Source organism: Chloroflexota bacterium (assembly GCA_016875535.1).
Taxonomy (GTDB): Bacteria; Chloroflexota; Dehalococcoidia; order SHYB01; family SHYB01; genus VGPF01.
On the sequence record VGPF01000003.1, the window covers coordinates 65,826 to 92,665 of the forward strand.

General features: G+C 64.5%; 25 protein-coding genes. 14 read left to right on the forward strand and 11 right to left on the reverse strand.

The window, feature by feature from the left end; genetic code table 11:
• The first annotated feature begins 304 nt into the window (after positions 1 to 304).
• The 7 genes from FJ039_01880 (at position 305) to FJ039_01910 (ending at position 7,714) form a co-directional block, all read left to right on the forward strand.
• Positions 305 to 442, forward strand: coding sequence for a 50S ribosomal protein L34 (locus FJ039_01880; protein MBM4404920.1), 138 nt, complete (start codon positions 305 to 307; stop codon positions 440 to 442).
• Between the two features lie 45 nt (positions 443 to 487).
• On the forward strand, positions 488 to 844 hold the full coding sequence (gene rnpA / locus FJ039_01885) for a ribonuclease P protein component (GenBank protein MBM4404921.1): 357 nt from the start codon (positions 488 to 490) through the stop codon (positions 842 to 844).
• A gap of 3 nt (positions 845 to 847) precedes the next feature.
• Positions 848 to 1,057 (forward strand): membrane protein insertion efficiency factor YidD, encoded by a 210-nt coding sequence (gene yidD / locus FJ039_01890; GenBank protein MBM4404922.1) that lies wholly within the window; start codon positions 848 to 850, stop codon positions 1,055 to 1,057.
• A gap of 3 nt (positions 1,058 to 1,060) precedes the next feature.
• Positions 1,061 to 2,230 carry a hypothetical protein gene (locus tag FJ039_01895; protein ID MBM4404923.1) on the forward strand — a complete coding sequence of 390 codons (1,170 nt, stop codon included), beginning with the start codon at positions 1,061 to 1,063 and terminating at the stop codon, positions 2,228 to 2,230.
• A 14-nt stretch (positions 2,231 to 2,244) separates the two neighbouring features.
• Positions 2,245 to 3,372, forward strand: coding sequence for a YidC/Oxa1 family membrane protein insertase (locus tag FJ039_01900; GenBank protein ID MBM4404924.1), 1,128 nt, complete (start codon positions 2,245 to 2,247; stop codon positions 3,370 to 3,372).
• Positions 3,209 to 4,063, forward strand: coding sequence for a protein jag (locus tag FJ039_01905; protein ID MBM4404925.1), 855 nt, complete (start codon positions 3,209 to 3,211; stop codon positions 4,061 to 4,063). The genes FJ039_01900 and FJ039_01905 overlap by 164 nt, the downstream gene beginning before the upstream one ends.
• 324 nt (positions 4,064 to 4,387) lie before the next feature.
• Positions 4,388 to 7,714, forward strand: coding sequence for an isoleucine--tRNA ligase (locus tag FJ039_01910; GenBank protein ID MBM4404926.1), 3,327 nt, complete (start codon positions 4,388 to 4,390; stop codon positions 7,712 to 7,714).
• Here FJ039_01910 and FJ039_01915 read toward each other — a convergent pair.
• From FJ039_01915 to FJ039_01925, 3 genes are read right to left on the reverse strand one after another with little or no spacing between them, the layout of a single operon-like run.
• The gene (locus FJ039_01915) at positions 7,686 to 8,744 is read right to left on the reverse strand and encodes a flippase-like domain-containing protein (protein ID MBM4404927.1); all 1,059 of its coding nucleotides are present in this window, start codon (positions 8,742 to 8,744) and stop codon (positions 7,686 to 7,688) included. The two genes, FJ039_01910 and FJ039_01915, sit on opposite strands and share 29 nt — an antisense overlap.
• A gap of 12 nt (positions 8,745 to 8,756) precedes the next feature.
• Positions 8,757 to 9,473: a 16S rRNA (guanine(527)-N(7))-methyltransferase RsmG gene (rsmG, locus tag FJ039_01920; GenBank protein ID MBM4404928.1), complete on the reverse strand. Its 717-nt coding sequence runs from the start codon at positions 9,471 to 9,473 to the stop codon at positions 8,757 to 8,759.
• 4 nt (positions 9,474 to 9,477) lie between these two features.
• Positions 9,478 to 12,105: an SMC family ATPase gene (locus tag FJ039_01925; GenBank protein MBM4404929.1), complete on the reverse strand. Its 2,628-nt coding sequence runs from the start codon at positions 12,103 to 12,105 to the stop codon at positions 9,478 to 9,480.
• Between the two features lie 97 nt (positions 12,106 to 12,202).
• On the opposite strand from FJ039_01925, the gene FJ039_01930 reads away from it, so the two are divergent.
• Complete coding sequence (locus FJ039_01930) at positions 12,203 to 13,552, forward strand: signal recognition particle protein (protein MBM4404930.1); 1,350 nt, start codon at positions 12,203 to 12,205, stop codon at positions 13,550 to 13,552.
• A 3-nt stretch (positions 13,553 to 13,555) separates the two neighbouring features.
• Here FJ039_01930 and uvrB read toward each other — a convergent pair whose 3' ends face one another.
• Genes uvrB through FJ039_01945 form a run of 3 tightly spaced genes read right to left on the reverse strand, consistent with a single transcriptional unit; the run spans position 13,556 to position 16,198 of the window.
• Entirely contained in the window at positions 13,556 to 15,646 is a 2,091-nt protein-coding gene (uvrB, locus tag FJ039_01935; protein ID MBM4404931.1) for an excinuclease ABC subunit UvrB, read from the reverse strand.
• A 2-nt stretch (positions 15,647 to 15,648) separates the two neighbouring features.
• Positions 15,649 to 15,855, reverse strand: a complete 207-nt coding sequence (locus FJ039_01940) for a molybdenum-pterin-binding protein (protein ID MBM4404932.1) — start codon at positions 15,853 to 15,855, stop codon at positions 15,649 to 15,651.
• Positions 15,806 to 16,198, reverse strand: a complete 393-nt coding sequence (locus FJ039_01945; GenBank protein ID MBM4404933.1) for a PucR family transcriptional regulator — start codon at positions 16,196 to 16,198, stop codon at positions 15,806 to 15,808. The genes FJ039_01940 and FJ039_01945 overlap by 50 nt, the downstream gene beginning before the upstream one ends.
• 78 nt (positions 16,199 to 16,276) lie before the next feature.
• Between FJ039_01945 and modA the strand changes: the two genes are divergently transcribed.
• The 5 genes from modA (at position 16,277) to FJ039_01970 (ending at position 20,594) form a co-directional block, all read left to right on the forward strand.
• Positions 16,277 to 17,062: a molybdate ABC transporter substrate-binding protein gene (modA, locus tag FJ039_01950; GenBank protein MBM4404934.1), complete on the forward strand. Its 786-nt coding sequence runs from the start codon at positions 16,277 to 16,279 to the stop codon at positions 17,060 to 17,062.
• A complete protein-coding gene (modB, locus tag FJ039_01955; protein MBM4404935.1) occupies positions 17,059 to 17,730 on the forward strand; it encodes a molybdate ABC transporter permease subunit in 672 nt (223 codons plus the stop codon). The genes modA and modB overlap by 4 nt, the downstream gene beginning before the upstream one ends.
• Positions 17,727 to 18,818, forward strand: a complete 1,092-nt coding sequence (locus tag FJ039_01960) for an ABC transporter ATP-binding protein (GenBank protein MBM4404936.1) — start codon at positions 17,727 to 17,729, stop codon at positions 18,816 to 18,818. Before modB ends, FJ039_01960 begins: the two co-directional genes overlap by 4 nt.
• Positions 18,819 to 19,002: 184 nt before the next feature.
• Positions 19,003 to 20,139 (forward strand): site-specific DNA-methyltransferase, encoded by a 1,137-nt coding sequence (locus FJ039_01965; protein MBM4404937.1) that lies wholly within the window; start codon positions 19,003 to 19,005, stop codon positions 20,137 to 20,139.
• A gap of 155 nt (positions 20,140 to 20,294) precedes the next feature.
• Complete coding sequence (locus FJ039_01970) at positions 20,295 to 20,594, forward strand: hypothetical protein (protein MBM4404938.1); 300 nt, start codon at positions 20,295 to 20,297, stop codon at positions 20,592 to 20,594.
• 42 nt (positions 20,595 to 20,636) lie between these two features.
• Here FJ039_01970 and FJ039_01975 read toward each other — a convergent pair whose 3' ends face one another.
• From FJ039_01975 to FJ039_01990, 4 genes are all read right to left on the reverse strand, one after another.
• Positions 20,637 to 20,966, reverse strand: coding sequence for a hypothetical protein (locus tag FJ039_01975; protein ID MBM4404939.1), 330 nt, complete (start codon positions 20,964 to 20,966; stop codon positions 20,637 to 20,639).
• A gap of 164 nt (positions 20,967 to 21,130) precedes the next feature.
• Positions 21,131 to 22,432, reverse strand: coding sequence for a CoA transferase (locus FJ039_01980; GenBank protein ID MBM4404940.1), 1,302 nt, complete (start codon positions 22,430 to 22,432; stop codon positions 21,131 to 21,133).
• Between the two features lie 4 nt (positions 22,433 to 22,436).
• A complete protein-coding gene (locus tag FJ039_01985) occupies positions 22,437 to 23,645 on the reverse strand; it encodes a CoA transferase (protein MBM4404941.1) in 1,209 nt (402 codons plus the stop codon).
• Between the two features lie 106 nt (positions 23,646 to 23,751).
• Entirely contained in the window at positions 23,752 to 24,489 is a 738-nt protein-coding gene (locus FJ039_01990) for an alpha/beta fold hydrolase (GenBank protein MBM4404942.1), read from the reverse strand.
• On the opposite strand from FJ039_01990, the gene FJ039_01995 reads away from it, so the two are divergent.
• Positions 24,341 to 25,858, forward strand: a complete 1,518-nt coding sequence (locus tag FJ039_01995; GenBank protein ID MBM4404943.1) for an aspartate aminotransferase family protein — start codon at positions 24,341 to 24,343, stop codon at positions 25,856 to 25,858. The two genes, FJ039_01990 and FJ039_01995, sit on opposite strands and share 149 nt — an antisense overlap.
• 26 nt (positions 25,859 to 25,884) lie before the next feature.
• Here FJ039_01995 and FJ039_02000 read toward each other — a convergent pair whose 3' ends face one another.
• Positions 25,885 to 26,745 carry a restriction endonuclease gene (locus FJ039_02000; protein MBM4404944.1) on the reverse strand — a complete coding sequence of 287 codons (861 nt, stop codon included), beginning with the start codon at positions 26,743 to 26,745 and terminating at the stop codon, positions 25,885 to 25,887.
• Between the last annotated feature and the right edge of the window lie 95 nt (positions 26,746 to 26,840).

A 26,840-nucleotide genomic window follows, 5' to 3' on the forward strand; every position in this document is an offset into this window, starting at 1 on the left:
GCTCCTCGTGATGCGCTGGCGTCAGGCCCGCAGTGGGGCCATTCTAGCACTCGCGGTGCGCGGAGTGAACCGCCGGTGGCACAAGCCCGCCGCTTGCAATCCGCTAGCGATGCTGGCGGTTGTGGTCCACCCCGCCCAGACGCGGCTAGCGAATCGAAAGCGCCCACAGTCTTCCGCGCAGGCCTAAAGCCGTTCTGCCCCACCGCTCAGGTAAACAGCCCGCCTGGAGATTTCTCAGGTCCACCTCTGGCGTTGACACTCCTTTCGCATGAACCCTATAATGGACAGGTTTGAGAGGCACCCCATGACCAAAGGCACCTGGAACCCAAAAGTGAAGCAGCGAAGACGCGTGCACGGCTTTCGCGCCCGCATGCGTTCGAAGACCGGACGGAACGTCCTCCATCGCCGCCGCCTGAAGGGGCGGTCCAAGCTGACCGTCTAGCTATCATCAGGCGGCGCATGGTCTCCGGGGCGTGAGCCCAATGGAATGGACAAACAGGCGCGCCTGAGACAGCAATCGGAGTTCGATGCGGTCCGGCAGAAGGGCCGCTGGTGGACGAACGGCTTGCTCTCGCTCCAAGCGATGACGAACGGCCTTGAACGGAACCGTTACGGGTTCCTTGTAAGCAAAAAAGTCGGCAAGGCGGTGGTGAGGAACCGCACCAAGCGCCGGTTGAAAGAGATCGTGCGGAAAGAGGCGCTCTCCCAAGGCTGGGACCTGGTGCTCATCGCGAAGCCGAAGGCCGCCGAGGCCACGTTCGAAGAGATGACGCGCTCAGTGAAGGACCTTTTGCATAGAGGACGGCTGACCGCCCGACACGGCGGCAAGCCGATACAGGGATAAACGATGAAGTCAGCGGCGATACTGGGCATCAAGTTCTATCGGGTCGCTCTTTCGCCCTTCGTGTTCACCTCGTGCCGCTATCAGCCCACCTGCTCACATTACGCCGAGGAGGCGTTCCACAAGCACGGCTTTTTCAAAGGCGTCCGGCTCACGGTCGAGCGGCTCGCCCGGTGCAACCCCTTCGGCGGGCGCGGCTTTGACCCGGTGCCCTGACGCGTGAAGCCGCTGCAACCGCACACTATGATGCACACGCCTGTCTTGAGACGTACCCCTGTCCGCGCGGCGATCATCGCCCTTTTGGGTGTTATGACCGCACTGCTTGTCTCATCCTGCACAGGAGCCGCCGCAATCATTCCTGAGCAGGGCTGGTCCGGGCCGACGGCTGAGAACTCGATCATCTACATCGGTTCGCGGCAGGGCAAGGTTCTGGCGATCAAGACCACGGACGTCGGCATCGGGCGGCCGTACAAGCTCAACGATAAGAAGCTTCCCGCCCTCTGGCGCTACCCGGCGGACGAAGATGAGACGATCGGCGCGGTCTACAGCACGCCGGTCATCGCGGGCAACACCCTGCTCGTCGGCGCCCTTGGCCAGAATGCCTCACGGACGGGCCGGGGAAACGGCGACCTCCACGCGCTGGACAAGACGACAGGCGAACTGAAGTGGGTCTTCCCGACGAAGGGACGCATCTTCAGCGACCCCGTCGTCGTTGACGGCGTGGTCTACTTCGCCGACGACGACAACGAGCGCGGCTTCGTTTACGCCGTGGACCTGGAGAAGGGCGAGGCTCTGTGGAGCCCCTTCGAGACCGAGCGCCGCATCTGGGCGACGCCCACGGTTGTTGATGGGGTCATCTACGTGGCGGCGATGGATAAGCACCTCTACGCCATTGACCCGAAGTCAGGCTCGCTGAAGTCCAAAATCAAGGTGTCAGGCGCCATCGCTTCGAAGCCGCTGATCGCCGCCGGGGTGGTCTACTTCGGGGCCTTCGACCGCCGCTTCTACGCCTTTGACCTGGCGACGGGACAAGAGAAATGGCAGATCACCACCGAAGGGTGGGTCTGGAACGATGCGATGCTCAAGGACGGCGTGGTCTACTTTGGGAGCTTGGGAGGCATCGTCTACGCCCTGGACGCGGAGACCGGCGCGGAGAGGTGGCAGGCCGATGTTGACGGGCCGGTGCGCGCGGACACCCTCATCGCGGGGGAGCGCCTCTATGTGGCGGACCGAGGGGGCAAGCTCAGCGCACTGGAGCTGAAGTCCGGCACCTTGCGCAAAACGGAGACTGCAGGCGCTTCCGTTCTGGCCACGCCGTTCATTGACGGCTCCCGAATCTATGTGAGCGACTTCAAACAGAACCTGCACGTCTTCACCATCGGGCCGTAGGAGGCCCTTCGCCCATGTGGGATTTCCTCTGGACAGATGTCATCACCAGGCCCATGGCCAACGGCCTGGTCTTCCTCTATTCGATCCTCGGCTCCAACTTCGGCCTCGCCATAATCGCCTTCACGCTGATCTCCCGCGTGGCTCTCTATCCGCTCACCAAGCGCCAGATCAAGCAGCAGAAGGCCATGTTGGCGATGCAGCCGAAGATGAAGGAGATCGAAGAGAAGTTCAAGAACGACCCTCAGCGCAAGGCCAAGGAGCAGATGAAGCTGTGGAAGGAGACGGGGGTCAATCCCCTCGGGTGCCTCGGCCCCTTCATCTTCCAGTTCCTCATCTGGGTGGGCCTCTATTCGGCCCTCCGCACCACCCTTGCCGATACGCCTGAAGGTTTGGTGAAACTCTCCCAGCAAATCTACACCTGGCTCCCCTATGGCGACGGCGCGGTGCCGCTGCACAGCTCCTTTGCGGGCTTAGACCTGGCGCGTTCGGACCCGACCATCATCACGCTGCCCATCCTCGTCGGTCTCTCCACCTATGTGGTGCAGAAGATGGTCACGGTTCAGTCCAGCGACCCGCAGACCCAGCAGCGCAACAACATGATGAATCTGATGATGCCGTTCATCATGGCGATCTTCACCTTCGGTTTCCCGAGCGGCCTGGCGCTCTACTGGATCACCTCCAACGTGGTGACCATCTGGCTGCAGTACCGTGTGATGGGCTGGGGCGGCCTGACCTTCAAGCGTCCCAGCTTCGCGCCCGCGCCGGCTGGAGCGACGCCCGGCGGAGCAAGCGCTTCGCCAAAGCAGCAGGTTGAGCTGAAGGAGGTCAAGAAGTCGGTGGAGAAGTCCGTTGAGAAACCCGCCGAGAAGGCGGCTGCTCCCGAGGCTCCGCGCCCGGCGGATGGAGAAAAGCCGCAAGGTGTGGGAGGATTGCTGAAGCGTGTCTTCCTTGGATCACCCCCTGCCGCAAAGCCGGAGGATGCCGCGAAAGCCGCGGACTCTTCGGGCGATGGGGCGGCAGTCGCAAAAGGAGAGGGCAGTGGAACCGATCGAAATGAGCGGCAAGACGGTGGAAGAGGCAATCGAGAAGGCGCTCGACGAGCTCGGCGTCGAGAAAGACAACGTCGAAATCGAGGTTCTTGAGAAGGGGCGCGCAGGCGTCTTCGGCATCGGCGCCGAGCTGGCCCGTGTCCGCGTCTCTCTGAAGCAGGCCGGGGGCGATCCCGTGGACCTGGCGAAGGAGACCCTGGAAAGCCTGCTGCGCGCCATGGGAGTCTCCGCCTCCGTCGGCCTTCCGGAGGGCGGTCCCAAGGTTGTGACGACTCCTCCCGGTCCGAACGAAACGGAAGAGAAGCGGACGCTGACCTTTGACCTTTCCGGCGAGGATGCGGGACTACTCATCGGCCGCCGAGGCGAGACGCTCTCCTCGCTCCAGTTCCTTGTGAACTTCATTGTGGGCCGGAAGTCCGGCCAGCGCGTGAACATCGCCATTGACGTGGAGGGCTACCGCGAGCGGCGCGCCGACAATATCCGCGCCATGGCCTCCCGCCTGGCCGAGCGCGCGGCGGCCACGGGGCGCACCGTGACGATGGAGCCGATGCCCGCCCGGGAGCGGCGCATCGTCCACATGGCGCTGGCCGACCACCCCAAGGTGACGACGGAGAGCGTGGGCGAGGGCGATGAGCGGCAGGTGACGATCGTGCCCAAGCAGCGCAGCAGCGGCGGGCGTCCCGGCGGCTACGGCGGCAATCGCGGCGGCGGCTATGGGCGCGGCGGCTACGGCAATCGCGGCGGCAACCGTATGGGCGGCGGGTATTCCAGAAGGGACTACTAGCGGCCTTGACGAGGCGGTGGGCCATTTGTTAGCGTGGACGTGTGACTGAAAGGCGCTGACGGAGACGAGTAGCGTCGGCACGCACGCACAGCGAGCCCGGTAGGGTGTGAGCGGGCGCGTGGCGACGGCGCGAAGATCCATCCCGAGCCGCTGCCTCAAAGCTTGGCCGGTAAAGGCAGCCGGAGCCCTCCGTAATCAGGGCGGGCGTTGCACGACGCCGTAAGGGCTCCGGTGTGGAACCGGAGAACAAGGGTGGTACCGCGGGAAGATATCCCGTCCCTTAGTGGGACGGGATTTTTGTTTACGCGAAGAGAGGAGTCGGCGATGGCGAAGCACCAGAGGCCGGAACCGGAGCGGGAGGGTGATGCCTCCCTGCCCGGCGGCGCGCAGAAAGGGAAGTTCAAGCCCGTCTCCAGCCGGGTGAGCTTTCCAAAGATGGAAGAGGAGGTCCTGGCCTTTTGGAAGGCCAAAGACATCTTCCGGCGGAGCGTGGAGCAGCGCACGGGCAAGCCGCAGTTCACGCTCTTTGAGGGCCCGCCGACCGCCAACGGCAACCCGGGCATCCACCACGTTCTCTCCCGTGTCTTCAAGGACGTCTTCCCGCGCTACAAGGCCATGAAGGGCTACTACGTCCCCCGCAAGGGTGGCTGGGATACCCACGGCTTGCCTGTGGAGCTGGAGGTGGAGAAGGAGCTTGGCATCAAGTCCAAGCCGGATATCGAGGCCTTCGGCATCGAGGAGTTCAACAAGCGCTGCAAGGAGAGCGTCTTCCGCTATGTGAAGGAGTGGGAGCGGATGACGGACCGGGTGGCCTTCTGGGTGGACATGGAGAAGGCCTATGTGACCTATGACAACAGCTACATCGAGAGCGGCTGGTGGATCATCAAGACGCTGTGGGATGCCGGGCTCGTCTACCAGGGACGCCGCGTCACACCCCACTGCTCGCGGTGCGGCACGACCCTCAGCTCCCACGAAGTGGCGCTCGGCTACAAGGATGAGACGCCGGACCCTTCCGTCTACGTGAAGTTCCAGCTTGCCCATGAGACCGTCCCAGCGAAGCTGAAGGCCTATGCGAACGAGAGGACCTTCCTCCTCGCCTGGACCACGACGCCGTGGACGCTCCCCGGCAACTCAGGCCTCAGCGTGGCTGCCGATAAGACGTATGTCGTCGAGGAGTTGGAGTCAGGCGACCGGCTGGTTCTCGCGCAGGCGCTTCTAGGCAAGGCGCTCAAGGGCGAGCACAAGACCATTGCCGAATTCCAGGGGGACGACCTCAAGGGACTGCGCTACCGCCCGCTCTACGACCCGGTGGAGCGCGGCGTGGAAGTGCGGCGCTTCAGCCACCCCGGCTCGCCGGTGGTAGAGCGCGTGGACAACCCGCCCAAGGGCATCACCTATCCCGTCATCACCGCAGACTTCGTCTCCATGGAGGACGGCACCGGCATCGTCCATACGGCGCCCCCTTTCGGCGAGGACGACTACAGCGCCGGCATCGCCAACGGCCTCTACTTCGTCCAGCCGGTGACCCTGGCCGGCGAGTTCACAGCCGGGTACCCCTGGTCCGGCAAGTTCGTGAAGAAGGCCGACCAGCAGATCATGGCCGACCTGGAATCGCGCGGCCTGCTCCTCCGCAAGGAGACGATCCGCCATACCTATCCCTTCTGCTGGAGGTGCGATACGCCGCTCCTCTACTACGCGAAGAGCTCCTGGTATCTCAAGACGACGGCGGTGAAGGAGCGCCTCATCGCTGGGAACGAGGCGATCAACTGGCGTCCCGAACATGTGAAGGAGGGGCGCTTCGGCGAATGGCTTCGCAACAACGTGGACTGGGCCGTCTCGCGGGAGCGCTACTGGGGCACGCCCTGGCCCGTGTGGGAGTGCAAGTCCTGCGGCAAGCAGGAGTGCATCGGCTCCGTGGCGGAGATCCGCACGAAGCCCGGCGTCCAGGGCGTCACAGACACCCTCGATCTGCATCGCCCCTACGTTGACCGCGTCACATGGAATTGCGCCGCCTGCGGCGGGCAGATGCAGCGCGCCCTTGATGTCATTGACTGCTGGTTCGATTCGGGCGCCATGCCCATCGCCCAGTGGCACTATCCCTTTGAGAACACGGGGCTCATCGAAGGCGGCCCCTGGTATCCCGCCGATTACATCTGCGAAGCCGTGGACCAGACGCGCGGCTGGTTCTACAGCCTCCACGCCATCGCCACGATGCTGGAGTTCGCGACGGAAAAGACCATCGTCTCGCCGAGCTACAAGAACGTCATCTGTCTGGGCCACATCCTGGACGCCAAGGGCGAGAAGATGAGCAAGAGCCGGGGCAATGTGGTGAAGCCCTGGGACATCATTGACGCCCACGGGGCGGACGCCCTGCGCTGGTATCTGTACACAGCATCGCCGCCGGGGAACAGCCGCCGCTTCTCCGCCGAGCTGGTGGCCGAGGCGATCCGTTCCTTCCTGCTCACCCTCTGGAACACGTACTCCTTCTTCATCACCTATGCCAACATTGACGGCTTCGACCCCACCAAAGTGAAGTCGGCGCCCCAGGCGGAGCTTGACCGCTGGGTCCTTTCGCGCCTGCATTCCCTGGTAGAAGAGGTCACGGCCTCCATGGAGGAGTACGACCCGACGACGGCGGCGCGCAAGATTGACCGCTTTGTGGACGACCTTTCCAACTGGTACGTTCGCCGCAGCCGCCGCCGCTTCTGGAAGAGCGAGAGCGACGCCGATAAATCGGCGGCATACGCGACGCTCCATGAGTGCCTTGTGACAGTGGCGAAGCTCCTCGCGCCCTTTACGCCATTCATCTCGGAAGAGATGTACCAAAACCTGGTGCGCACCTACGACGCCTCCGCGCCGGAAAGCGTCCACCTGGCCGATTACCCTGCGGCCGATACGTCGAAGATCAACGCGGAGGTCCAGCGCGCCACAGACACCGTCATCAACGTCGTCAGCCTGGGCCGCGCCGCGCGCAACAAGGCCAAGATCAAGGTGCGCCAGCCGCTCGCCAAGATCGTCGTGGCCCTGCCGATGCAGGAGCGCGCCGCTATCACGCGCCTGGCCGAACACGTCCGCGAAGAGCTCAATGTCAAGGTAGTGGCCTTTGCCGAAAGCGATTCGGAGCTGGTCACCTACCAGGTGAAGGGGAACCCCGCCGTCCTTGGCCCCAAGTTCGGCAAGGAGATGGGCAAAGTGATGGCCGCCATCGCGGAGGCTGACGCCAAGACCGTGGTGCCTAAGGTGCGCGCCGGGGCCGGCGTCGAGATCGGCGGCGTTGCGCTAGATGCTAGCGATCTGCAAGTGGTTACCCAGGACAGGCCGGGCTTCGCCTCCGCATCGGACGGCCCGCTCACGGTCGCCGTCTTTACGGAGGTGACGCGAGAGCTGGCGATGGAGGGGACAGCCCGCGAGCTGGTTCACCGCATCCAGACGATGCGCCGCTCGGCCAACTTCGCCATCGAGGATCGCATCGCCACCTACTACAAGGCCGGCGGTGAGCTTGCCGAGGTCTTCAAGACCCACGCCGACTACATCAAGCAGGAGACCCTGACGGCGACGCTGCATGAAGGGGATGCCCCAAGCGGCGCCTTCATCGAGTCAGGAAAGGTGGACGGCGCGGACGTTACGATCGGCGTTGCGAAACTGGCGTAGCCGGGGCTCTCTTCCGCATCCGCATCTCCACAGCCTGTCGGATGGCGAAGGCAAGTCCGCCGAAGATGACTAGGCTGAAGTAGGAGATCGAGCGATCGAGCAGGGTGACGCCCGCGGCGTTAGAGCGGTCAAGGGTGATGGCCAGCAGGCCCGTGAGGCCTAGCTCAACCAGGCCTAGGCCGCCCGGCGTAAGCGGGATCGTCGTCAGCATGGAATTCGCAAGCGCGGCGAAGAGGATAAGAGCGAGGCCGACTTCGAAGTCAAGGGACTGAACGACGAAGTAGAGGCGTCCGGCCTCCATCAGCCAGATAGCGGCTGTGAGCAGGATGAGCGGCGGCAGGTTGCGGAAGCTCATGAGCGTGCTGACCTGGAAGCGCTCGTAGAACGGGCGGGCCTTCGCGGGCAGGAACCGAGTCACCTTCGTACCGTAGATGCGCATGGCGATGAGGACGAGGCTCACAAGCACCGCGACTGCCCCGGCGGCAATGATAATCTTCTCCGCGGTTGCGCTCGTCTCTTCCCGCAGCACGCCGATGCTGGCGATGAGCAGAAGGAAGAAGACGACGCCCACATCCAAGATGCGCTCCGCGAGGATCGTGCCGATCGTCTTGGGGAAGCTGACCTTCCACTTGTCCGTTAGCAGATAGCCGCGAAAGGCGTCTCCCAAGCGGAAGAAAGAGACGGAGTTTGCGAAGAAGCTGATGAGGACGAAGAGGCCGAGCTCCCGGACGCGCGGCTGAGGCTTAGCCTTCTTCTCGATGACTTCAGCATTATGAAGCAGGAGACGCCAGCGCAGGCCGCGCAACGGGAATGTGGCGTAGTACGTGAAGAGGGCCAGGAGGAACCACCCCGCGTGGGCGGTACGAACCTCATCCCACGTCGCCGAAAGGTCAATATCGAATCGGGTGAGCAGGAAGAGGATGAAAAAGGCGGCGAAGGCGAATGAGACGAGGGTTGGAAGGGCGAAGGCCTTGCCCTTCAGCGAGACCTGTTCAGCGTCTGGCTGCTGTTCCGGAGCGTTATTCTGCAAGTGAGGCCTGGGTTAGAGGATCGGTTTGGTCGCCGGGATGCCTGGTCGCCTTGGATATTCGGTAGGAGTATGCCCTACTTTTTCGACTATGACTAGCACCCTTCCATCATTCAGCGCCGGGAGCGGGACAGGGATCTGCCTTCCAAGCCGTCCGCCCATCAGCCGAATCGCCTTCTCCGCACGTGCGACCTCCTGTCGCAGCTCGCCCTTTTTCATGGCGATGACGATGCCGCCTATGGCGCAAAAGGGCAGCGTCAGCTCCGCCAGCGCAGACATGGGCGCAAGGGCGCGGGCGAGAACGACGGGATAGCGCTCGCGGTGCTGCGGCTGATGCGCCAGTGTCTCCGAGCGCTCGTTGATGATGGTCACATTCGCTAATTCAAGCTGCTTCACAACATGAGCGATGAAGTCTGTCTTCTTCCAGGTCGCCTCCACAAACGTGAATTGCGTGTGCGGGAAGACAATGGCGAGGGGCAAGCCGGGGAAGCCCGGCCCCGTGCCGAGGTCTATGACCTTCCCGCCAGGCGTGAAGCCGTTCAGCAGGGCAAGGACGACGGTAAGCGAATCGAGGAAGTGCTTCGCTTCGACTTCCGCCGGGTCTGTGATGGCGGTGAGGTTGGTGCGCCGGTTCCACTGCAGCAGCTCATCGCGTAGGAGACGGAACTTGGCGAGGTGCGCCTCGGTCAGGGAGAGGCCGAGCCGGCGCGCGCCGGAGAGAAGGACGTCCATGGGGCTAGTTCATCGAGAAGGTGGAGCCCTCGGGCGTCTTCACAACCTCGATGCGCACGGGGAACTGCTCCTTCAGCTCTTCGATGTGGGTGATGACGATGATGCGTTCGAAATCGCCGCTGATGGCGTTGATGGTCTCCGCGATGCGGTCGCGCCCCGCCGGGTCCTGCGTGCCGAAGCCTTCATCTATGAAGAGCGTCGGCAGGGGAGCGCCCGCGCGGCGGGCGAGGAGGCGCGAGAGGGCGATGCGGAGGGCGAGGTTGATGCGGAAGGCCTCGCCGCCGCTGAACAGCTCGTAGTTCCGGGTCCCAAGCTCGTCCGCGACCCGGATCTCCAGCGTCTCTTTCACGCCGTCCTTCGTCTTCAAGTTCGCCTGGGTCTCCAGCTTCAGCGTCATGCGGTTATCCGTCATGCGCCCCAGGAGGCGGTTCGCCTCCTCCTCGATCTCCGGAAGCGCCGATTCGATCATAAGCGCCTGGATGCCCTTGCGGCTGAAGGCGATAGCCAGCTCCTCAAAGGCCGCCTGCTCCTCGGCGGCCTGGCGAAGGGCATCCTGCCGATTCGCCAGGTTCGCCTCCACTTCGGCAAGCTGGGTGAGGCGCGCCTGCACCGCGCCCAGGGAGTCGCGCAGCGCTTGGAGGGCTTGCGCCGCCTCGCGCTGTGCCTGCTCCTCCCGAGCCACCTGTTGTGCCAGCTGCGGCAGCTCCGCCGTCTCCTGGCCGCCCTGCTCTACCGACTTCCGGAGCTGGGCGGCGTTCTGCTCGTTCAACTGGATGTCCCGAGCCGTCTGATCCAACTCCTGTTGGGCCTGAGGCGCCCGTTCGCGCGCCTCTTTCAGCTGGCGCGCCCGCTCCTCGAAGGGGCGCAGCCGCTGATAGGCGGCCCTGGCGGCGTCATGGGCCGCCTCGTCGTACTTCAGCGAGGCGAGGCCGGCGATGGCGGTGCCAAGCTCCTTCTGCTGTTTGCCCGCGAAGCTGCTCTCGGCAAGCTGCTTCTCGATGGCCGCGATCGTCGCGCTGAGGGGCGGCAGCGCCGCCTCCGCCTTTGTCTTCTCGTCTGCGGCGTGCTTCAGCATCGCATGCTCGCGCTGCAGCTTCGGCTGTTCCGCGCGAACCGTCGCCTCGAACTCTTGGATCGCCTTCTGCGCCGCTTGCGACGCCTGCTGCTTCGCTTTCAGCGACGATTCGTTGGCGTCATACTGAGCGCGCTTGGCCTTGCCGAGCTGCTCATACGTCTGGAGAACGTTCGCGCAGCGGTCTTCGCTCAGGTCCGTCAGGCAGAGGGGGCATTGGCCCTTGCCCTGCTTCACCTGGTCCATCTTACCCTTGATCTCCACCATCTCCTCTTTGAGCTTCGCGTTGGCCGCGCGAAGCTCGGCGGCCTGCTCCGCCGCCGCTTCGGCCTCGGCGCGCTTCGCGGCGATCTGCTCCTGGAGGTCGTGGAGCTTGGCAAGCGCCTGCTCGATGGCGGGCAACCGGCCTGCCGCCTTTTCGCCTTCGGCGGCGCGCGCCTCCAACTCTTTGACCTGCGCGGCGGCGACTCGCCTGTTGGCGGTCAGCTCCGCCTTCGCCCGCTCGATCGCCGACTCCAATGAAGCGCGCCGCTGCGTCAGCTCCAGGTACGTTCGCGCGGCGACATCGAGCGCCGCGACTTCCTTTTCGGCGCTTTGCAGCCAGGTGAAGCCCTCTTCGATGGCCTGGGCCTCTTTCAGCGTGGCCTGGTAGCTCTCCACCGTCCGCTGTGTCTGCTCCCGGCGACGCGCCAGCCGCGCCAGCGACTCTTCGACGCCCTTGAGCATCTGCCGCGTCTCTTCAGCACGGGCGCGCTTCAACTCAAGCGCCTGCTTCTCCCGGCGCGCCTGCTGGAGCGAAGCCTCCAGGCCTTCCAAGAGCGCGGCCTGTTCGCCCACCTTGGCGCGGCTCTCTTCGAGCTGCCGCGCCAGCTCTGCGCGCCCCGCGACCTGCGCGCTCATCTCAGCTATGGTTTGCTCCAAGCTGAAGCGCAGGCCTTCCCGCCGGCGGGCGCTCTCACGCGCCTTCTCTGCGAGCGATTCGTAGTAGCTGAGGTTGAGGATCTGGGCAAGGACTTCCTTGCGCTTATCCGGCGGCTGGTTCGTGAACTCATCGGCGCGGCCCTGGACCAGGAAGGCGCTGTTGATGAAGGTCTCATAGTCCAGGTGCAGGAGGGCGACGATCTTGGCCTGCGTCTCGCGGATGCCGCTGCCGCTCATCGCCTGCCACGCATTGCCGCTGAAGAGCTGCAACTCGAGGATGGACTTTCCTGCGCGCTTGCCCACGGCCCGCTCCCGCTTGCGGATGACCCGGTACTTGGACTCCGCTGCGTGGAACTCCAGGTCAACCTCCATCTCATCCTTTCCGATGTAGATGAGGTCGTCGTCCGATTTCGCGCGCGCCTGGCCCCAGAGCGCCCAGGTCATCGCGTCCAGCAACGAGGACTTCCCAGCGCCGTTTTCGCCGCACAAGCAGGCGATGTGCACGCCCTCCAAGTACAGAGGTGGGACGTTGTCCCGGTAGCACATGAAGTTGCGGAGGCGCAGGGTGAGGGGAATCACGTGGAGGGGGCCTTTTGCCTGTGTCGCGGCCGGATCCAGGAGGCAGCGAGATTGTAGCATAGGAGATTCGCTAACCCGCCAGGCCCACCTCGGGCGGATGGCCTCCGCCGAAGCTTGCGATAGAATAGAGGTGTCGCCCGACTGCCGGGCGACACCTATGTTCGAAGCGCTCACCGATAAACTGACCGGCGTCTTCAAGCGCCTCGGCGGCAAGGGCCGCCTCACGGAGAAGGAGATAGACGAAGCTCTCCGCGAGGTGCGTGTCGCCCTCCTCGAGGCCGACGTCAACTTCAAGGTCGCCCGCGACTTCATCGCGAAGGTGAAGGAGCGGGCCATGCAGCCCGCCGTCCTGGAGAGCATGACGCCCGCCCAGGCCGTCATGGGCATCGTCCAGGAGGAGCTGACCGCTATCCTGGGCGGAGCCCAGAAGCGGCTCAGCGCCGCCAGCCAGCCGCCGACCATCGTCATGATGGTGGGCCTCCAGGGCGCCGGCAAAACGACAGCAACTGCAAAATTGGCACTCTACCTGAAACGAGGCGGCAATAAGCCGCTCCTCGTCGCGGCCGATGTGAAGCGCCCTGCGGCCGTCCAGCAGCTCGTCACCCTAGGCAAGCAGATTGACGTACCTGTCTACGAAGAGGGCACCGGCACCCCAGGCGACAAGGTCTGCGAGCACGCCCTCCAGCGGGCCAAGGAGACCGGCGCCAACTGGATGATTCTGGACACCGCGGGACGCCTCCATATAGACGAAGAGATGATGGGCGAGCTGGGCCGCATCAAGGAGAGGCTGCACCCCCACGAATCGCTCCTGGTGGTGGACGCCATGACGGGCCAGGACGCCGTTCGCGCCGCCGAGGAGTTCCACAAGAAGGTGAGCCTCACCGGCCTGGTGCTCACCAAGCTGGACGGCGATGCCCGAGGCGGCGCGGCCCTCTCCGTCTCCAGCGTCACCGGCGTTCCCATCAAGTTCATCGGCATGGGCGAGAAGGTGGACGCCCTGGAGCCCTACCACCCGGACCGGCTCGCCCAGCGCATCCTCGGCATGGGCGATATGGCCACCCTCATCGAGAAGGCCCAGGAGGGCATTGACGAGAAGAAGGCCAAGGAGATCGAAAAGAAGTTCCGCAAGGCGGAGTTCGATATGGAGGACATGCTGGAGCAGTTCAAGACGATCAAGAAGATGGGATCCATCGGCAACGTCCTGGGCATGATCCCCGGCATGTCCATGCTCTCCAAGAAGATGCCGACGGCCAACGTGGATGACAAGGCGATGGCGCGGGTTGAGGCCATCATCCTTTCGATGACGAAGCGGGAGCGGCGCAAGCCCGAAATCATCAACGGCAGCCGCCGCAAGCGCATCGCCATGGGCAGCGGCACCACACCCGCCGAAGTGAACCGCCTCCTCACGCAGTATGAGGAGATGCGGAAGATGATGAAGCGCCTGCAGTCCGGCCGCACGAAGCACATGACCGATAGCTTCATGCGGCAGCTCGGCGGCGGGCGGTAGGGGCTACCAGCCCTTCCGCCTTCTCCCGCGCACCTTGGCGGGCGGGCGCGTCTCGTAGACACCCGGCGTCTCCTCCGTCTTGCTGAAGCGCTCGCCCTTCTCCGTGACGTGCGAGTCCAGGTCCAGCGCCAGCACCTTCCGCAGGTCAATCACCTGGTCGCGCAGGGCCGCCGCCTTCTCGAACTCCAGGTTGGAGGAGGCCTCTTTCATCCGCTTCTCCAGGTCCTTGATGGCCCGCGCCACCTCATCCTTCGGCATCTCCTTGGAGACCACATACGGCGTCTGCTCTTCGGCGATGGCCCGCACCCGCTCCGTGATGTCTTTGATGGACTTCTTGATGCCCTGGGGCGTGATGCCGTGTTGCTTGTTGTAGGCGTCCTGGATCGCGCGCCTGCGGTTCGTCTCGTCTAGCGCCTGCTTCATCGAGGCCGTTCTCGTATCGGCGTACATGATGACGTGGCCGTTCTCATGGCGCGCCGCCCGGCCGATCGTCTGGATCAGGGAGGCGCCCGACCGCAGATAGCCCTCTTTATCGGCGTCCAGGATGGCGACCAGGCTCACTTCCGGAAGGTCGAGCCCTTCGCGCAGCAGGTTGATGCCCACCACCACGTCATAGACGCCCAGGCGCAGGTCGCGCAGGACTTCGCTCCGCTCCAGCACATCCTGCTCCGAATGGAGATAGTGGACCTTGATGCCCATCTCTTTCAGATAGTCGGCAAGCTCCTCCGCCATGCGCTTGGTGAGGGTGGTCACCAGGGCGCGCTCCTTCTTCTCCACGCGCAGCTTGATCCGGTGCAGCAGGTCGTCTATCTGCCCGTGGGTCTTCTTTACCTCGATCGTCGGGTCCAGCAGTCCCGTCGGGCGGATGACCTGCTCCGCCACTTGCTGGCTGACCTTCAGCTCGTAGGCGGCGGGCGTCGCCGAGACGAAGACGACCTGGTTGATGGAGGCGTCGAACTCCTCGAAGTTGAGCGGGCGGTTGTCCATCGCCGAAGGGAGGCGAAAGCCGTAGTCCACCAGCACCGATTTGCGCGAGCGGTCGCCGCCGTACATGCCGTGGACCTGCGGCACCGTCATGTGCGATTCGTCAATGAACATCAGGAAGTCGTCGGGGAAATAGTCCAGGAGCGTCGAAGGCCGGCTCCCCGCCGGGCGGCGCGCCAGGTGGCGCGCATAGTTCTCGATGCCGGAGCAGTAGCCAGCCTCCCGCAGCATCTCCAGGTCGAAGCGCGTGCGCTGCTCCAGGCGCGCCGCCTCCAGCACCTTGCCACCCTCGCGCAGCTGCTTCAGCCGCTCTTCCAGCTCCGCCTCGATCCCCTTCAGCCCGGCGTCCATCTTCTCCTGCGATGTCACGAAGTGCTTCGCCGGGTAGATCTCGATGCTCTCGCGCTCGCCCAGCAGCTCGCCCGTCACCGGATCAATCTCGGTGATCTTCTCCACCTCGTCGCCCCAGAACTGGATGCGCAGGGCCAGGTCCTCGTAGGCGGGCTGGATCTCCAGCGTATCGCCGCGAACGCGGAAGCGCCCGCGCGTCGGGTCTACATCGTTGCGCTCATACTGCATGTCAATGAGCTGCCGGATGATCTTCTCTCGCCGCGCGCCTGCCCCCTTCTGCAGCAGCACGCGGAAGGCCTGGTACTCCTCCGGCGAGCCGAGGCCGTAGATGCAGGAGACGGAGGCGACGATGAGGACATCGCGGCGCGTGAGGAGGGCGCGCGTGGCGGCGTGGCGCAGCTTGTCTATCTCCTCGTTGATATCGGCGTCTTTCTCGATATACGTGTCCGTCCGCGCGATGTAGGCCTCCGGCTGGTAGTAGTCGTAGTAGGAGACGAAATACTCGACGGCGTTCTCCGGCAGGAACTCCTTGAACTCCGTGGCGAGCTGGGCGGCCAGCGTCTTGTTGTGGGCGATCACCAGTGTCGGCCGCTTGGACTGGGCCGCGATATTCGCCATGGTGAAGGTCTTGCCGGAGCCGGTGACGCCCAGCAGCGTCTGGTAGCGATAGCCGTTCTTCAGCCCCTGGACAAGCTTCTCGACGGCCTGGGGCTGATCGCCCGTCATCTTGAAGTCGGAGACGATTTTGAAGTCAGGCACGGTCAGTCCTTCACGATCATCACGCTCGTCGCCTTGATGAGCGCCGTCGCCCGGTCGCCCACCTTCAGCTTCAGCTCCCGCGCCGCCTCTGCGCTGATGAGCGCCACCACGTGGTTCTCGCCCACCTTCAGGCCGATCTGGGCCATCAGCCCCTCGATTTTAACCTCGGTGACCGTTCCGGGAAGCCGGTTTCTGCCGCTTGTCTTCATGGGGTGCCTCTTCCTTGCCCGCGGTTGCCTGCGGGTCCGTGATGGTGAAGGCCGTCAACAGCACCTGGCGCGTTTGGCGGTCTCGCAGGTCGATGCCCGATAGCTCTTCGATGCGCTGGATGCGGTAGAGGACGCTGTTCCGGTGGAGGAAGAGCGCGTCCGCCGTCTCCGCGATGCTCCCGCCGCGCTCCACCCACGCGCGCAGGGTAGCCTCCAGCTCCGAGTTCGTCTTCGCGTCATAGGCCCGCACCGATTCCAGGACGCGGTCCAGCCGGCCCTTCACCGCCTCCAGGCCGCCAAGCCGCTGCAGCGCGCTCTTCAGTTGGGGAATACCCTCAGTCATGCACCCATCCTACAGCATTCTTTGTGCACTCTGAACGATGCCTTGGCACAGCCGCCCCGCTAGAGTATCCGGGTGGCGATCCCTCTTCTGAAACGACCTCACCTTCGCCTTCTGGCCTGTTGCTTGCTTTTTGCCGCCGTCGCGGCCTTCTGCGCCTCCTCCGGCGGCGGCAAAGGCATCACTGTTGCCGCCGCCTCCGACCTCACCTTCGCCTTCCAAGAGCTGGGCAAGCGCTTCGAGGAGAAGACGGGGACGAAGGTCACCTTCACCTTCGGCTCGACGGGCCAGCTGGCCCAGCAGGTCGAGCACGGCGCGCCGGTGGACCTTTTCGCAGCCGCCGATCAGCGCGCGATAGACGACCTGACGGGCAAGGGCAGGCTCGTGCCGGGGACAAAGGCCCTCTACGCCAGGGGCTTCCTTGCTATCTGGACGCGCAAGGCAAGCGATTTGCGACTTGAGCGCTTGGAGGACTTAGCCCAGCCCGGCGTGCAACGCATCGCCATCGCCAACCCGGAGCACGCGCCGTACGGCATCGCCGCGCGCGAGGCGATGGAGACCAGCGGCCTTTGGGAAAGCCTGCGCCCCAAGCTCGTCTACGGCGAAAATATCCGGCAGGCCCTCCAGTTCGCCGAGACGGGCAACGTGGACGCCGCCATCGTCGCCCTCTCCCTCGCCCAGCGCTCCGACGGCCGATGGGTGCGCGTTCCCGACGGCTTGCACAAGCCCCTCGAGCAGGCTCTCGCCGTCGTCAGCGGCTCGAAGCGCGAGCAGGCCGCGCGCGCCTTCGCGAGCTTCGTGACGAGCGAAGAAGGGCGCGCCATCCTTCGCAGCCACGGCTTCTCGGTCCCGGGGGAGCCGCGATGATTTGGGACGCCTTTTTCCTCTCCCTGCGCGTCACCGCCGTCGCCACTGTCATTATTCTCGTCCTCGGCCTCGCCCTCGGCTGGCTCTTCGCCCGCGCGCGCTTCCGCGGCAAGCTTCTCCTGGAACTCCTCGTCGCTCTGCCGCTCGTGCTTCCGCCAAGCGTCGTCGGCTATTACCTCTTGCGCGCCCTCGGCAGCGGCAGTCCCGTCGTCGAATGGCTCCACATCGAGCTTCTCTTCACCTGGCAGGCCGCCGCCGTCGCCTCAGCCGTCGTGGGCCTGCCCCTCATGGTGCAATCGGCCCGCGCCGCCATCGCCAATGTGGACCCGGCGCTGGAGAATGCCGCGCGCACCCTCGGCTCCACCGAAGTCGGTCTCTTCTGGCGCGTGACGCTTCCCCTGGCGCGGCGCGGCATCCTCGCGGGCCTCATCCTCGGCGCGGCGCGCGCCCTAGGTGAGTTCGGCGCGACGCTCATGGTAGCGGGCAGCATCCCCGGCAAGACGCAGACGATGCCCCTGGCCATTTATGACGCCGTGCAGAGCGGCCAGCGCGACGCGGCGAACCAGATGGTCCTGCTGATGACTGCCCTCGCCTTCCTGGGCCTCTGGTTCGTGCGCGGTATCGAGTCGCCACGAAAGCGCAAGGCCCCCAAGGAGCGCGCGGCATGACGACGGCACAGCGCACCGCTTTGACGGTGGACATTGATGTGCGCCGCGACGGCTTTCGCGTGCAGGTCGCCTTCGAGGCGGGCCGCGAAGTCGTCGCCCTTTTCGGCCCATCGGGCGCTGGGAAGACGACGACGCTGAACGCCATCGCCGGGCTTGTCACACCTGCAAAGGGGACGATTGCCATCGACGGAACGGCGCTCTTTGCCGGAGGCGGCCGGGAGGCGGTCAACGTCCCGGCCCGCGCGCGCAAGATCGGCTACGTCTTTCAAAGCTACGCGCTCTTCCCGCATCTCACCGCCCTCAAGAACGTCGCCTACCCTCTAGGTGGCGCGCCCGATGCGGAGTCCCAGGCCATGGGCCATCTCGAGACGTTGGGCATGGCCGACTTCGCCCATCGCTATCCCGATGAGCTTTCCGGCGGCCAGCAACAGCGCGTCGCCATCGCCCGCGCCCTCGCCCGGGAGCCGCGCCTCCTGCTCCTCGATGAGCCGTTCACCGCCCTCGATGAATCCCTGCGCCGCGCCCTTCGCAAGGAGTTGCGCGCCATCTGCGACCGGATGCAGATCCCCGTCGTCCTGGTGACCCACGACCTCTCGGAAGTCCTCGCCCTCGCCGACCGCGTCGTCGTCCTGGAGCGGGGACGTGTCGTCACCCAGGGCTCGCCCCTCGCCGTCCTCCAACGCCCCGGCGCCGAGACCGTCTCCCGGCTCGTCGGAGTGGAGAATATCTTCGAAGGCACTGTCCTCTCCTCGTCCCAGGCCGAAGGCGTCACCACCTGCGACCTGGGCGGCCTCCGACTCGAAGTCCCCTACGCGCCGCTCTCCCAAGGCGCCCGCGTCCGCATCGGCCTGCGCGCCGGCGATATTATCGTCGCCGGCGAACGCCCCAGCGGCCTCTCGGCGCGCAACACGATCGCGGGCGTCGTCCGCGCCGTCGCCCGCAAGGGCTTCGAGGCCGAAGCCATCGTGGACTGCGGCCGTGACGTCCGCGTCGAAGTCACCCCACGTGCCGTTAAGAGCCTCGGCATCGCCCCAGGCAAAGGCGTCTGGCTCGTCATCAAGACCAACTCCTGCTTCTTGATCGAATGACACCTCTAGTACTGTGTCCAGGATTCTCGTTCTCGCGACTTACAAGTTCAGATGTGGCGGGCGGCATATTAAATCGTAGGGTGTGCCTGCTGTTCCTCTCCCGAGGTTCCCTCAGAAGAACCGTCGGGGAGAGGAACTCGAGAAGCGTTCCGATGCTTCCCGAGAGGTGAGGGAGAGAAATCCGATGATTATTGTTGGGAGGGAGGCCTCCCCCCTCTCCCGTTCCCCTATAATTCGCCATATGCCTATCCGCGACCCGCAACTCCGGTGGCCCGGCAAGCGCCCGCCCGCGAAGGCCACTGCCTCCCTCCGCCTCGTCGAGCACCATGGCGATGCGAAGGCCGCTTGGGCCAACAGGCTCATCCACGGCGATAACCTCGCCGCGTTGCGCGCCCTCGCCCGCGACTTCACCGGCGCGGTAGACCTGATCTACCTCGACCCGCCATTCGCCACCGGCGAAGGCTTCCACCTCAACGGCAAGCGCCACGGCGCTTCCCCCAAGGCCTATGCCGATACCTGGGGCCGCGGCCTGGCGGGCTACCTCCAGATGCTCTATGAGCGCCTAGTCCTGGCGCACAAGCTCCTGGCGCAAACGGGCAGCCTCTGGCTTCACATAGACTGGCGCGCAGGCCATCACGCGCGCCTGATTCTCGATGAGATCTTCGGCCGCGAGAACTTCCGTAACATGGTCGTCTGGCACTACGGCGGCCGCGGCGCAAAGGCCGTTTCCGGCCAGTTCCCAAGGAACTACGACCTGCTCCTCTACTACGCCAAGTCGCCCGCCGCGCCCTTCCGCAAGGCCCATCGCATCGAGCGCGTGCCGCTGGCTGAAGCGCCAAGTATCGGCATCCGCAAGGACGCTCAGGGCCGCTGGTTCAAGACTTCTCCCCGAGGCGACTACACCGACGAGAGCGTCGCCGCACTTGATAGCAAGGGACGTGTCCACCGCACCAGGACGGGCAGTCTCCGCATCAAGTATTTCATCGAGGCCGAGAACGGCCATCTGCTCGTCCCAAAGCTCGTCGGAGATGTGTGGGATGACGTTCCCGATATGATGCACGCCCCCATGGCCGAGCGCACCGGCTATCCCACGCAGAAGCCCTTGGCGCTCCTCTCGCGCATCATCGAATCGTGCACGAACCCCGGCGATCTAGTCGCCGATCTCTTCTGCGGCTCCGGCACCACCCTGTTGGCGGCGGAGCAGAGCGGCAGGCGCTGGCTCGGCTGCGACCAGAGCGCCATCGCGGTGAAGACGGCCGTGAAGCGCCTCGAGATGCTACCCGGCCACATCCCCTTTGCCCTCTACCGAACGGAGGCGTGATAGACTACACACAGAGAGCGATTTTGACAGTGCGCCTAGGCACAGCACCTCCTCTCCCTCGATGGGAGAGGAACTCGCGAACGCGAGAGGAGAGGGGGATTACGTCCGTGAACCTGTACTCACGGACGTTGAACAGATAGCCGGGTAGGGATCCCATGCAGAAACCAACCTTTGACTTTCCCGCCGATGACCCCGAGCATTTCGAAGAGGGGCTCGTCCACCTCGCCGATATGCTGGAGCTCGCCGACCCGCGCCGCAAACAGGCGAGCGTAAGCCGCCAGACGGTCAAGGCGTCCGGCGTCGAGATGCCGGAGAAGCAGACCTACGCCGAGTGGAAGAAGATGTGCCTCGATATCGTGAAAGAGCTTCGCGCCTTGAGGCCTAAGGTGAAGAAGCCCGATTCGCAGGCCATCCTGGACGCTGCCGTTGACCGCATAGAGGAGATCGCAGGCTAATCTCTTCTGCGAACTCTGAACCCTGCTCCCTGTACCCTGAACCTATCTATCGTCTAGTTTCCGCCCGCGCCATGTCTTCTCGTAGCCCGTCTCCTGCTTGAATGTTCCCTTGCTTCGCATGATGGAGAGCAGGTAGGCGGCAAGCATCAGCACGACTCCGGCGATGATGGTCCACATGGACCCCCTGATAAGCCCAACGATGAGCAGGATGACTCCCGCCAGCCCCAGCGTCGTCGGCTTCAAGAGCCTCCCGCCGCCGACGTTGAAGCGCGAGAGGAAGCCACGGATGCGCTGACCCAACGTCACGCGGGGGCGCAGCTTCGTCTTGCCGACGATCTCCTCGATCTCCCGCTCATACCGTTGCTGTGACATCGCTTCCTCCCTTGCCCTCTGTTCGCCCGCGTCCGCTTTGTTCTTCTCCCTACGCTCTTTCTTCGGAAAGGCTAGGGGAGAGGAACTCGAGAAGCACTTGTCCGCAGGCCGTATACTCGGCCCCGATGCTTCCCGAGAGGTGAGGGTGGACTGTCTGTCCAAGCTTACGGCACGTGCGGCGCGTAGTCCATCCCGATGTGCCCCGTCTCCTCCAGCACCCGGTACTCATCGTCGCTCTTCGCGAGCAGCTCTTTATAGACGTAGGGGTTGTGCTCCCCCAGGCGGCACGGCGGCGTCCGCAGCTCGTTCGGCGTCTCCGCCGCCGACCACATCAGCCCTGGGTACTTGTGCGTCCCCGCGTCCACGTGCGTCAGCTCCTTGAAATAGTCCAGCGACGCCATCTGCGGGTCGGCCACAAGCTCCAGGTCCTTCAGCACCGGCCCCGCGGGAACGCCCTTCGCCTGGAGCGCCTGCGCCGCCTCCCAGGCCGTGCGCACCTGCGTCCACAGCTCGATCTGCGCGTCCAACTCGTCCTGGTGCTTGTAGCGCGCGATGGCCGTGGCGAAGCGCGGGTCCGTCAGCAGGTCTGACCGCCCGATGACCTCGCAGAAGGCGCGCCATTCGCCGTCGTTGTTCACGGTGACCGTCAGCCACTCTTCAAGCCCCTTGCAGCGGTAGACGCCCTGCGGCGCGCACGTGGGATGGCGGTTCCCCAGGGTGGCGTGCACCCGGCGGTTCATGATGTAGTCCATCACCGCTTCGCCCAGGTACGGGATGAAGTTCTCCGCCTGCGCCAGCTCCACCAGCTGCCCCTGGCCCGTGCGGCGGCGGTGCCGCAGCGCCAGCAGCGCCGCGTAGGCCCCGACCATGCCTGCCGCCGCGTCTCCGAAGAACGTATCGTCCCGCATGGAGGCGTCCATGTCCGTGTAGCCGCGTATCCAGGTATGCCCCGTCGTCCCTTCCAGCTGCATGCCGAAGGAGCGGAAGTTCTTGTACGGTCCGCTGAGGCCGTAGGCTGGCATGCGCAGCATCACCAGGTCCGGCCGCACCTTCACGAGCTCCTCGTACGTCACGTGCAGCTTCTCGATCGTCTCCGGCACGTTATTCTCGATGACCGCGTCCGCCGTCTTCAGCAATTCCATGAAGATCTCATAGCCCTCGGCGCGGCGCAGGTCCACCGTCATGCTGAGCTTGTTCCGCGCATGGCTCTGGAAGACCGGATAGCGGTTCCACGGCCGCGCGCCCGGCGTCCAGTCCGGGTACATGGAGCCCCAGCCCTTCCGGATGCGCGGCAGGTCCTGCGGCACCTTGGCCATATGCCCGCGCGTGTTCGGCTGGTAGACCTGAGTGGATTCCACGCGGAGCACTTCCGCGCCCCAATCGCACAGAAGCATCGTGCAGTGAGGGCCCGCCCACACTGCCGTCAGGTCTAGGATGCGCATGCCTTCCAGCGGGAGCCGCGTCATGGCGCTAGATGACCCCCAGGCTGTGCAGCCGTGAAAGGTCCCGGGCTGAATAGCCCAGGCCTCCCAGGATTTCCGCGTTGTGTTGTCCCAGTATCGGCGCCGGTTCGGGCTTCCTCCAGGGCGTCGCGTTCATGATGAACGGGCGTCCCGGCTGCGTGATCTCCCCGACGACGGGATGGCGCATCTTTGCCCAAAAGCCGCGCTCGCGGATGTGCGGCTCGGTGTAGAGGTCCTCCGCAGTGAAGATCGGGCCGGAGGGCAGGCCGTTCTTCTGCGCCATCATGAACAGCTCGCGCTTGGTGTACTGCATCAGGAACGGGATGTAGTGGATATCGAACTCCTCAGATGTGTCCGGCATGGACAGCTTCACCACCGTATCGAACCGCGGGTCCGTCAGCAGCTCCGGCTGCCCCATCATGCGCACCACGCCCGCGAAGCGGTTGGAGGCGCCCATGATGGCGATGTAGCCGTCGGCGCACGGCCGGATGCCGTTGGCCGTGCTGACGCCAGGCGGCCGGCGGTCGCCGTTCTCCCCGGTGTATTGCGCGCCCACCAGCATCGTGGTCCGGCGGTCCTGCGACGAGGCCTGCGTGCGGAAGAGCGAAAGGTCCAAGTGGTCGCCGTGGCCGTTCACCTCGGCGTTCCAGACCGCCATCGCCGTCGCCGTCGCCGCCGCCGCGCCCGTCTGGAACTGGATAACGCTGCCGCCCAGTTTCATCGGCTCGCGCTCCGGCAGGCCCGTCTCGTGCATCGGCCCGCCCATGGCGTAGGCGATGATCTCGGAGATCTTGTAATCGCGGTACGGCCCGCTCTGTCCGAAGTTCGAGATGGAGGTCACGATAATGCGCGTGTTGACCGCCTTCAGCGCCTCGTACCCAAGGCCGAAGGACTCCATCGTCCCCGGCGCGAAGCTCTCCACCACCACCTCGGCCGACTTCGCGAGCTGGAGGAAGAGCTTCCGCCCCGTCGCCGATTTCAGGTCGAGCGTGACGCCGCGCTTCCCGGCGTTCAAGTGCAGGAAGAGCCCGCTCTTCTCCGGGTGCGGCTCGTCATGGAGGAACGGCCCCTTCTGCCGGGTGACGTCTCCCGTGCCGGGCCGCTCGATCTTGATGACCTCCGCGCCGTAATCGGCAAGGAGCTTCGTCGCGTACGGCCCCGCGATGAGTTGGGTGACATCGAGGATGCGAAGGCCCTCGAGCGCTTGTGGTGGCATGCGGTTCGTCGCTCGCTTGCTTTCTAAAAGGGAATCGGAGATAAAGATGGTCGCGTCAATTATAGCGATACCGGGGGCGACTGCAACGCGGCGTCCCGGAGATAGATTACGCGAATCGCAGCAGCGCCTGGGCCAGCGCCTGGGGCTTGCTCACCATCACATCGTGCCCCGCCTCGATCTCCACCGTCTCCTGCGCCCCGATGTTCGCCGCGAAAAGCCGCTGCCGCTCGGGGATCACCGCCCGGTCCTGCGTCAACAGCACATAGGCCCGCCTCAGCGAAGGCGGCAGCGGCGGCCGCCGCACGATCTCCTCCATCGGCCCTTGCGGCTCCGTCGTCAGCCTCGCCAGCAGCCGGTCGGCCGTCTCCGCGTCCATGTCGTTGCAGAAGATCGCCCGGTAGAGCTCCTGCGCCGTCCGCGTCGGTTCCTCAGGGCGCGTCGCGACGTTCTGCCGCACCGTCGTCCCCTCGTTCGGGATCAGCGCGGCGACGAAGACCAGCCCCTTCACCTGCGTCGCCACCTGCGCCGCCGCCTGGGGCATTGACGCTCCCGCCATGGAATGCCCCACCAGCACGATGTCTTGCGTCCTCGTCTCCCGCACAGCCCGCGCGATGTCCGCGATGTAGTCATCCAGCGTGATCGCCTCGGCTGGCTTCTCCTTGAGCCGCGCGCCGTGCCCCACCAGGTCGATCGCGATGGCCCCTCGCACTCGCGGGTCCTTTTCGACCAGCTTCATCACCTCGTCCCAGCACCATGCCCCGTGCGAAGCGCCGTGGACAAAGAGAAACGTCGTCATGTCGCGCTCCTCTATGACTCGCCCGATTCTACCATCGTCCTCCCCCATCTATAATCTTCCCATGCCTCCCTTCGGCTCCCTCCTCCCCAACATCGTCGCTCCTCCTCCCGGCCCCAACTCGCGGCGACTCGCGAGATCCCTCGCGCGCCGAGAGTCCCCAGGCGTCTCCACGATCCACCTCGGCCAGACGCCCATCGTCTACACCCGCGCCAAGGGCGCCAACGTCCAAGACGCCGATGGCAATATCTACATAGATATGACCGGCGGCTTCGGTGTCGCGAACCTCGGCCATGCCGATAGGAAGGTCGTCGCCGCCGTCCAGCGACAGTCCGCCAAGCTCCTCCACGCCCTCGGCGACGTCTATCCCAGCGACGCCCGCGTCCAGCTCGTCGAGCGCCTCTCCAAGCTCGTCCCCATCCCCAATGCCAAAGTGATGCTCTGCACCACTGGTAGCGAGGCCGTCGAGCTGGCCCTCAAAACGGCCCTTCTCGCCACCAAGCGCACCGGCATCCTCGCCTTCGATGGCGCCTTCCACGGCCAGAGCTACGGCGCCCTCGCCGTCACCTCCCGCCCCTATTTCCGAGCCCCCTTCCAGGACCAGCTCTTCCAGGGCGTCGTCCGCGCGCCCTTCCCCGACCCCTATCGCTCGCACCTCTCCCTGGAAGGCTGCCTTCAGCACGTCGGAAAGCTGCTTGCTTCGCCTCCGGAGCACGTCGGCCCTATCGGCGCCGTCATCGTTGAGCCTATCCAGGGCCGCGAGGGCGAAATCATCCCCGTGCCGGGCTTCCTTCCCGGCCTGCGCGCCCTCTGCGACCGCCACGGCGCGCTCCTCATCGCCGATGAGATGATCACCGGCTTTGGGCGCACCGGCGCGTGGTTCGCTGTTCAGCACGCCAAAGTCGTCCCCGACCTCCTCTGCCTCGGCAAGGCCATGGCCGGGGGCATGCCCATCGCCGCATGCGTCGGCAAGGCGAGCGTCATGGACGCCTGGCGCTATGAGGGCCCCGAAGCCCTCCACGCAAGCACCTTCCTCGGCCATCCCGTCGCCGCCGCGGCCGCCCTCGCCTCCATCGCTGAGCTTCAGCGGCGCAACGCCCCTCGCCAGGCCAAAGCCACCGGCGACTGGCTGCTGAGCGAGCTCCGGGGCTTGCAGGCCAAGCATCCCCTCATCGGCGACGTGCGCGGCATGGGACTGATGCTCGGCATCGAGCTCGTCAAGGACCGCGCGGCCAAAGAGCCCGCCCCCGAAGCCGCCGCGCGCGTCATGCAGGCCATGCTTCGCAAAGGCGTCATCCTCCTCGCCGGCGGCGCCCACGGCAGCGTCCTCTCCCTCACGCCCCCGCTGACGATTACGAAGGCACAGTTGGCCTATGCGGTGAAGGCAATGGAGGAGGCAATGGAGGAGGTGATGGGGTGAGGGAGGAGACTTACTCTAACTTTTACTTAAATGGAGTCGAACCATTTTGAATCCACTTCAACAGCCTCAACCATTTTGGAATGAACGCCTAGGTTGAGCTCCTTTAGTTTTTGAGTGAGTTGTTCTCCGTCGATGAGGTCTATTGGGGGTGCGCCATCACGGGTTGCTTCTTTCAGGGCATCAGGAGTGAAGGTTCCTGTTGTGATGAGGAGACCTTTATCAGCGCGACCTATCATTGCCCCGCGGAAATCTCGGACTACATTTGCTCCGAGACTCCCTTTATGCCTTTTTGATTGAAAAAGCACATTAAAGCTGATGAGGCCAGCTACACGAACCACACCTCGACCATCTATTCCTCCGTCGCCAGATCTCCCAGTGACTTCGACTTGTATGAACCCAGCCTCACGAAGAATTCTCTGACACAGTCGTTCAAAGGCAGCAGGAGGCATAGCCAGCAATCGCTCGAGGAGAAGATCACTCCATCTTTTCTCTTCCTCAGCGTTATCCTCTTCTGATGGCAATGGAGCAGTTTCTGAAGCTTTCAGGCGGGGGCGTTGAAGCAGTTTCCTAACTTCATTGACTATCTGCTTCGAATCGATTTCCCTTGTTGCTCTCCCCTTAGCCGTCAAAGCCCAAATACCTCTTTCAGAGTTGCCGATTAGGCTAACCATTTTCAGATAGGTACGAGCCCAATAGAGACGGTACTCTACCTCAGTTGTTTGAGTATTCCCGTGGGGAACAGCCAGCATTCCCGAACTCAAGTCCATATACGAGATGGCCTTTTCGTTGATTTCAGGGATGGAACCGCTGCCACCAAGGTCGTGAAGCGCCTTGAGTGTCGGCTGCATGAACTCCCGGTATTTTGGAAGCGCTTCTTTGGTCAGCATATGTGCCTCGCATGTGCAAACAGGTGGTATGTGTCGCCGAATTGTAACAACATCTTCAAGGGTCACCCAGTTGACTCCCTCTTCTCCCTCCGCGT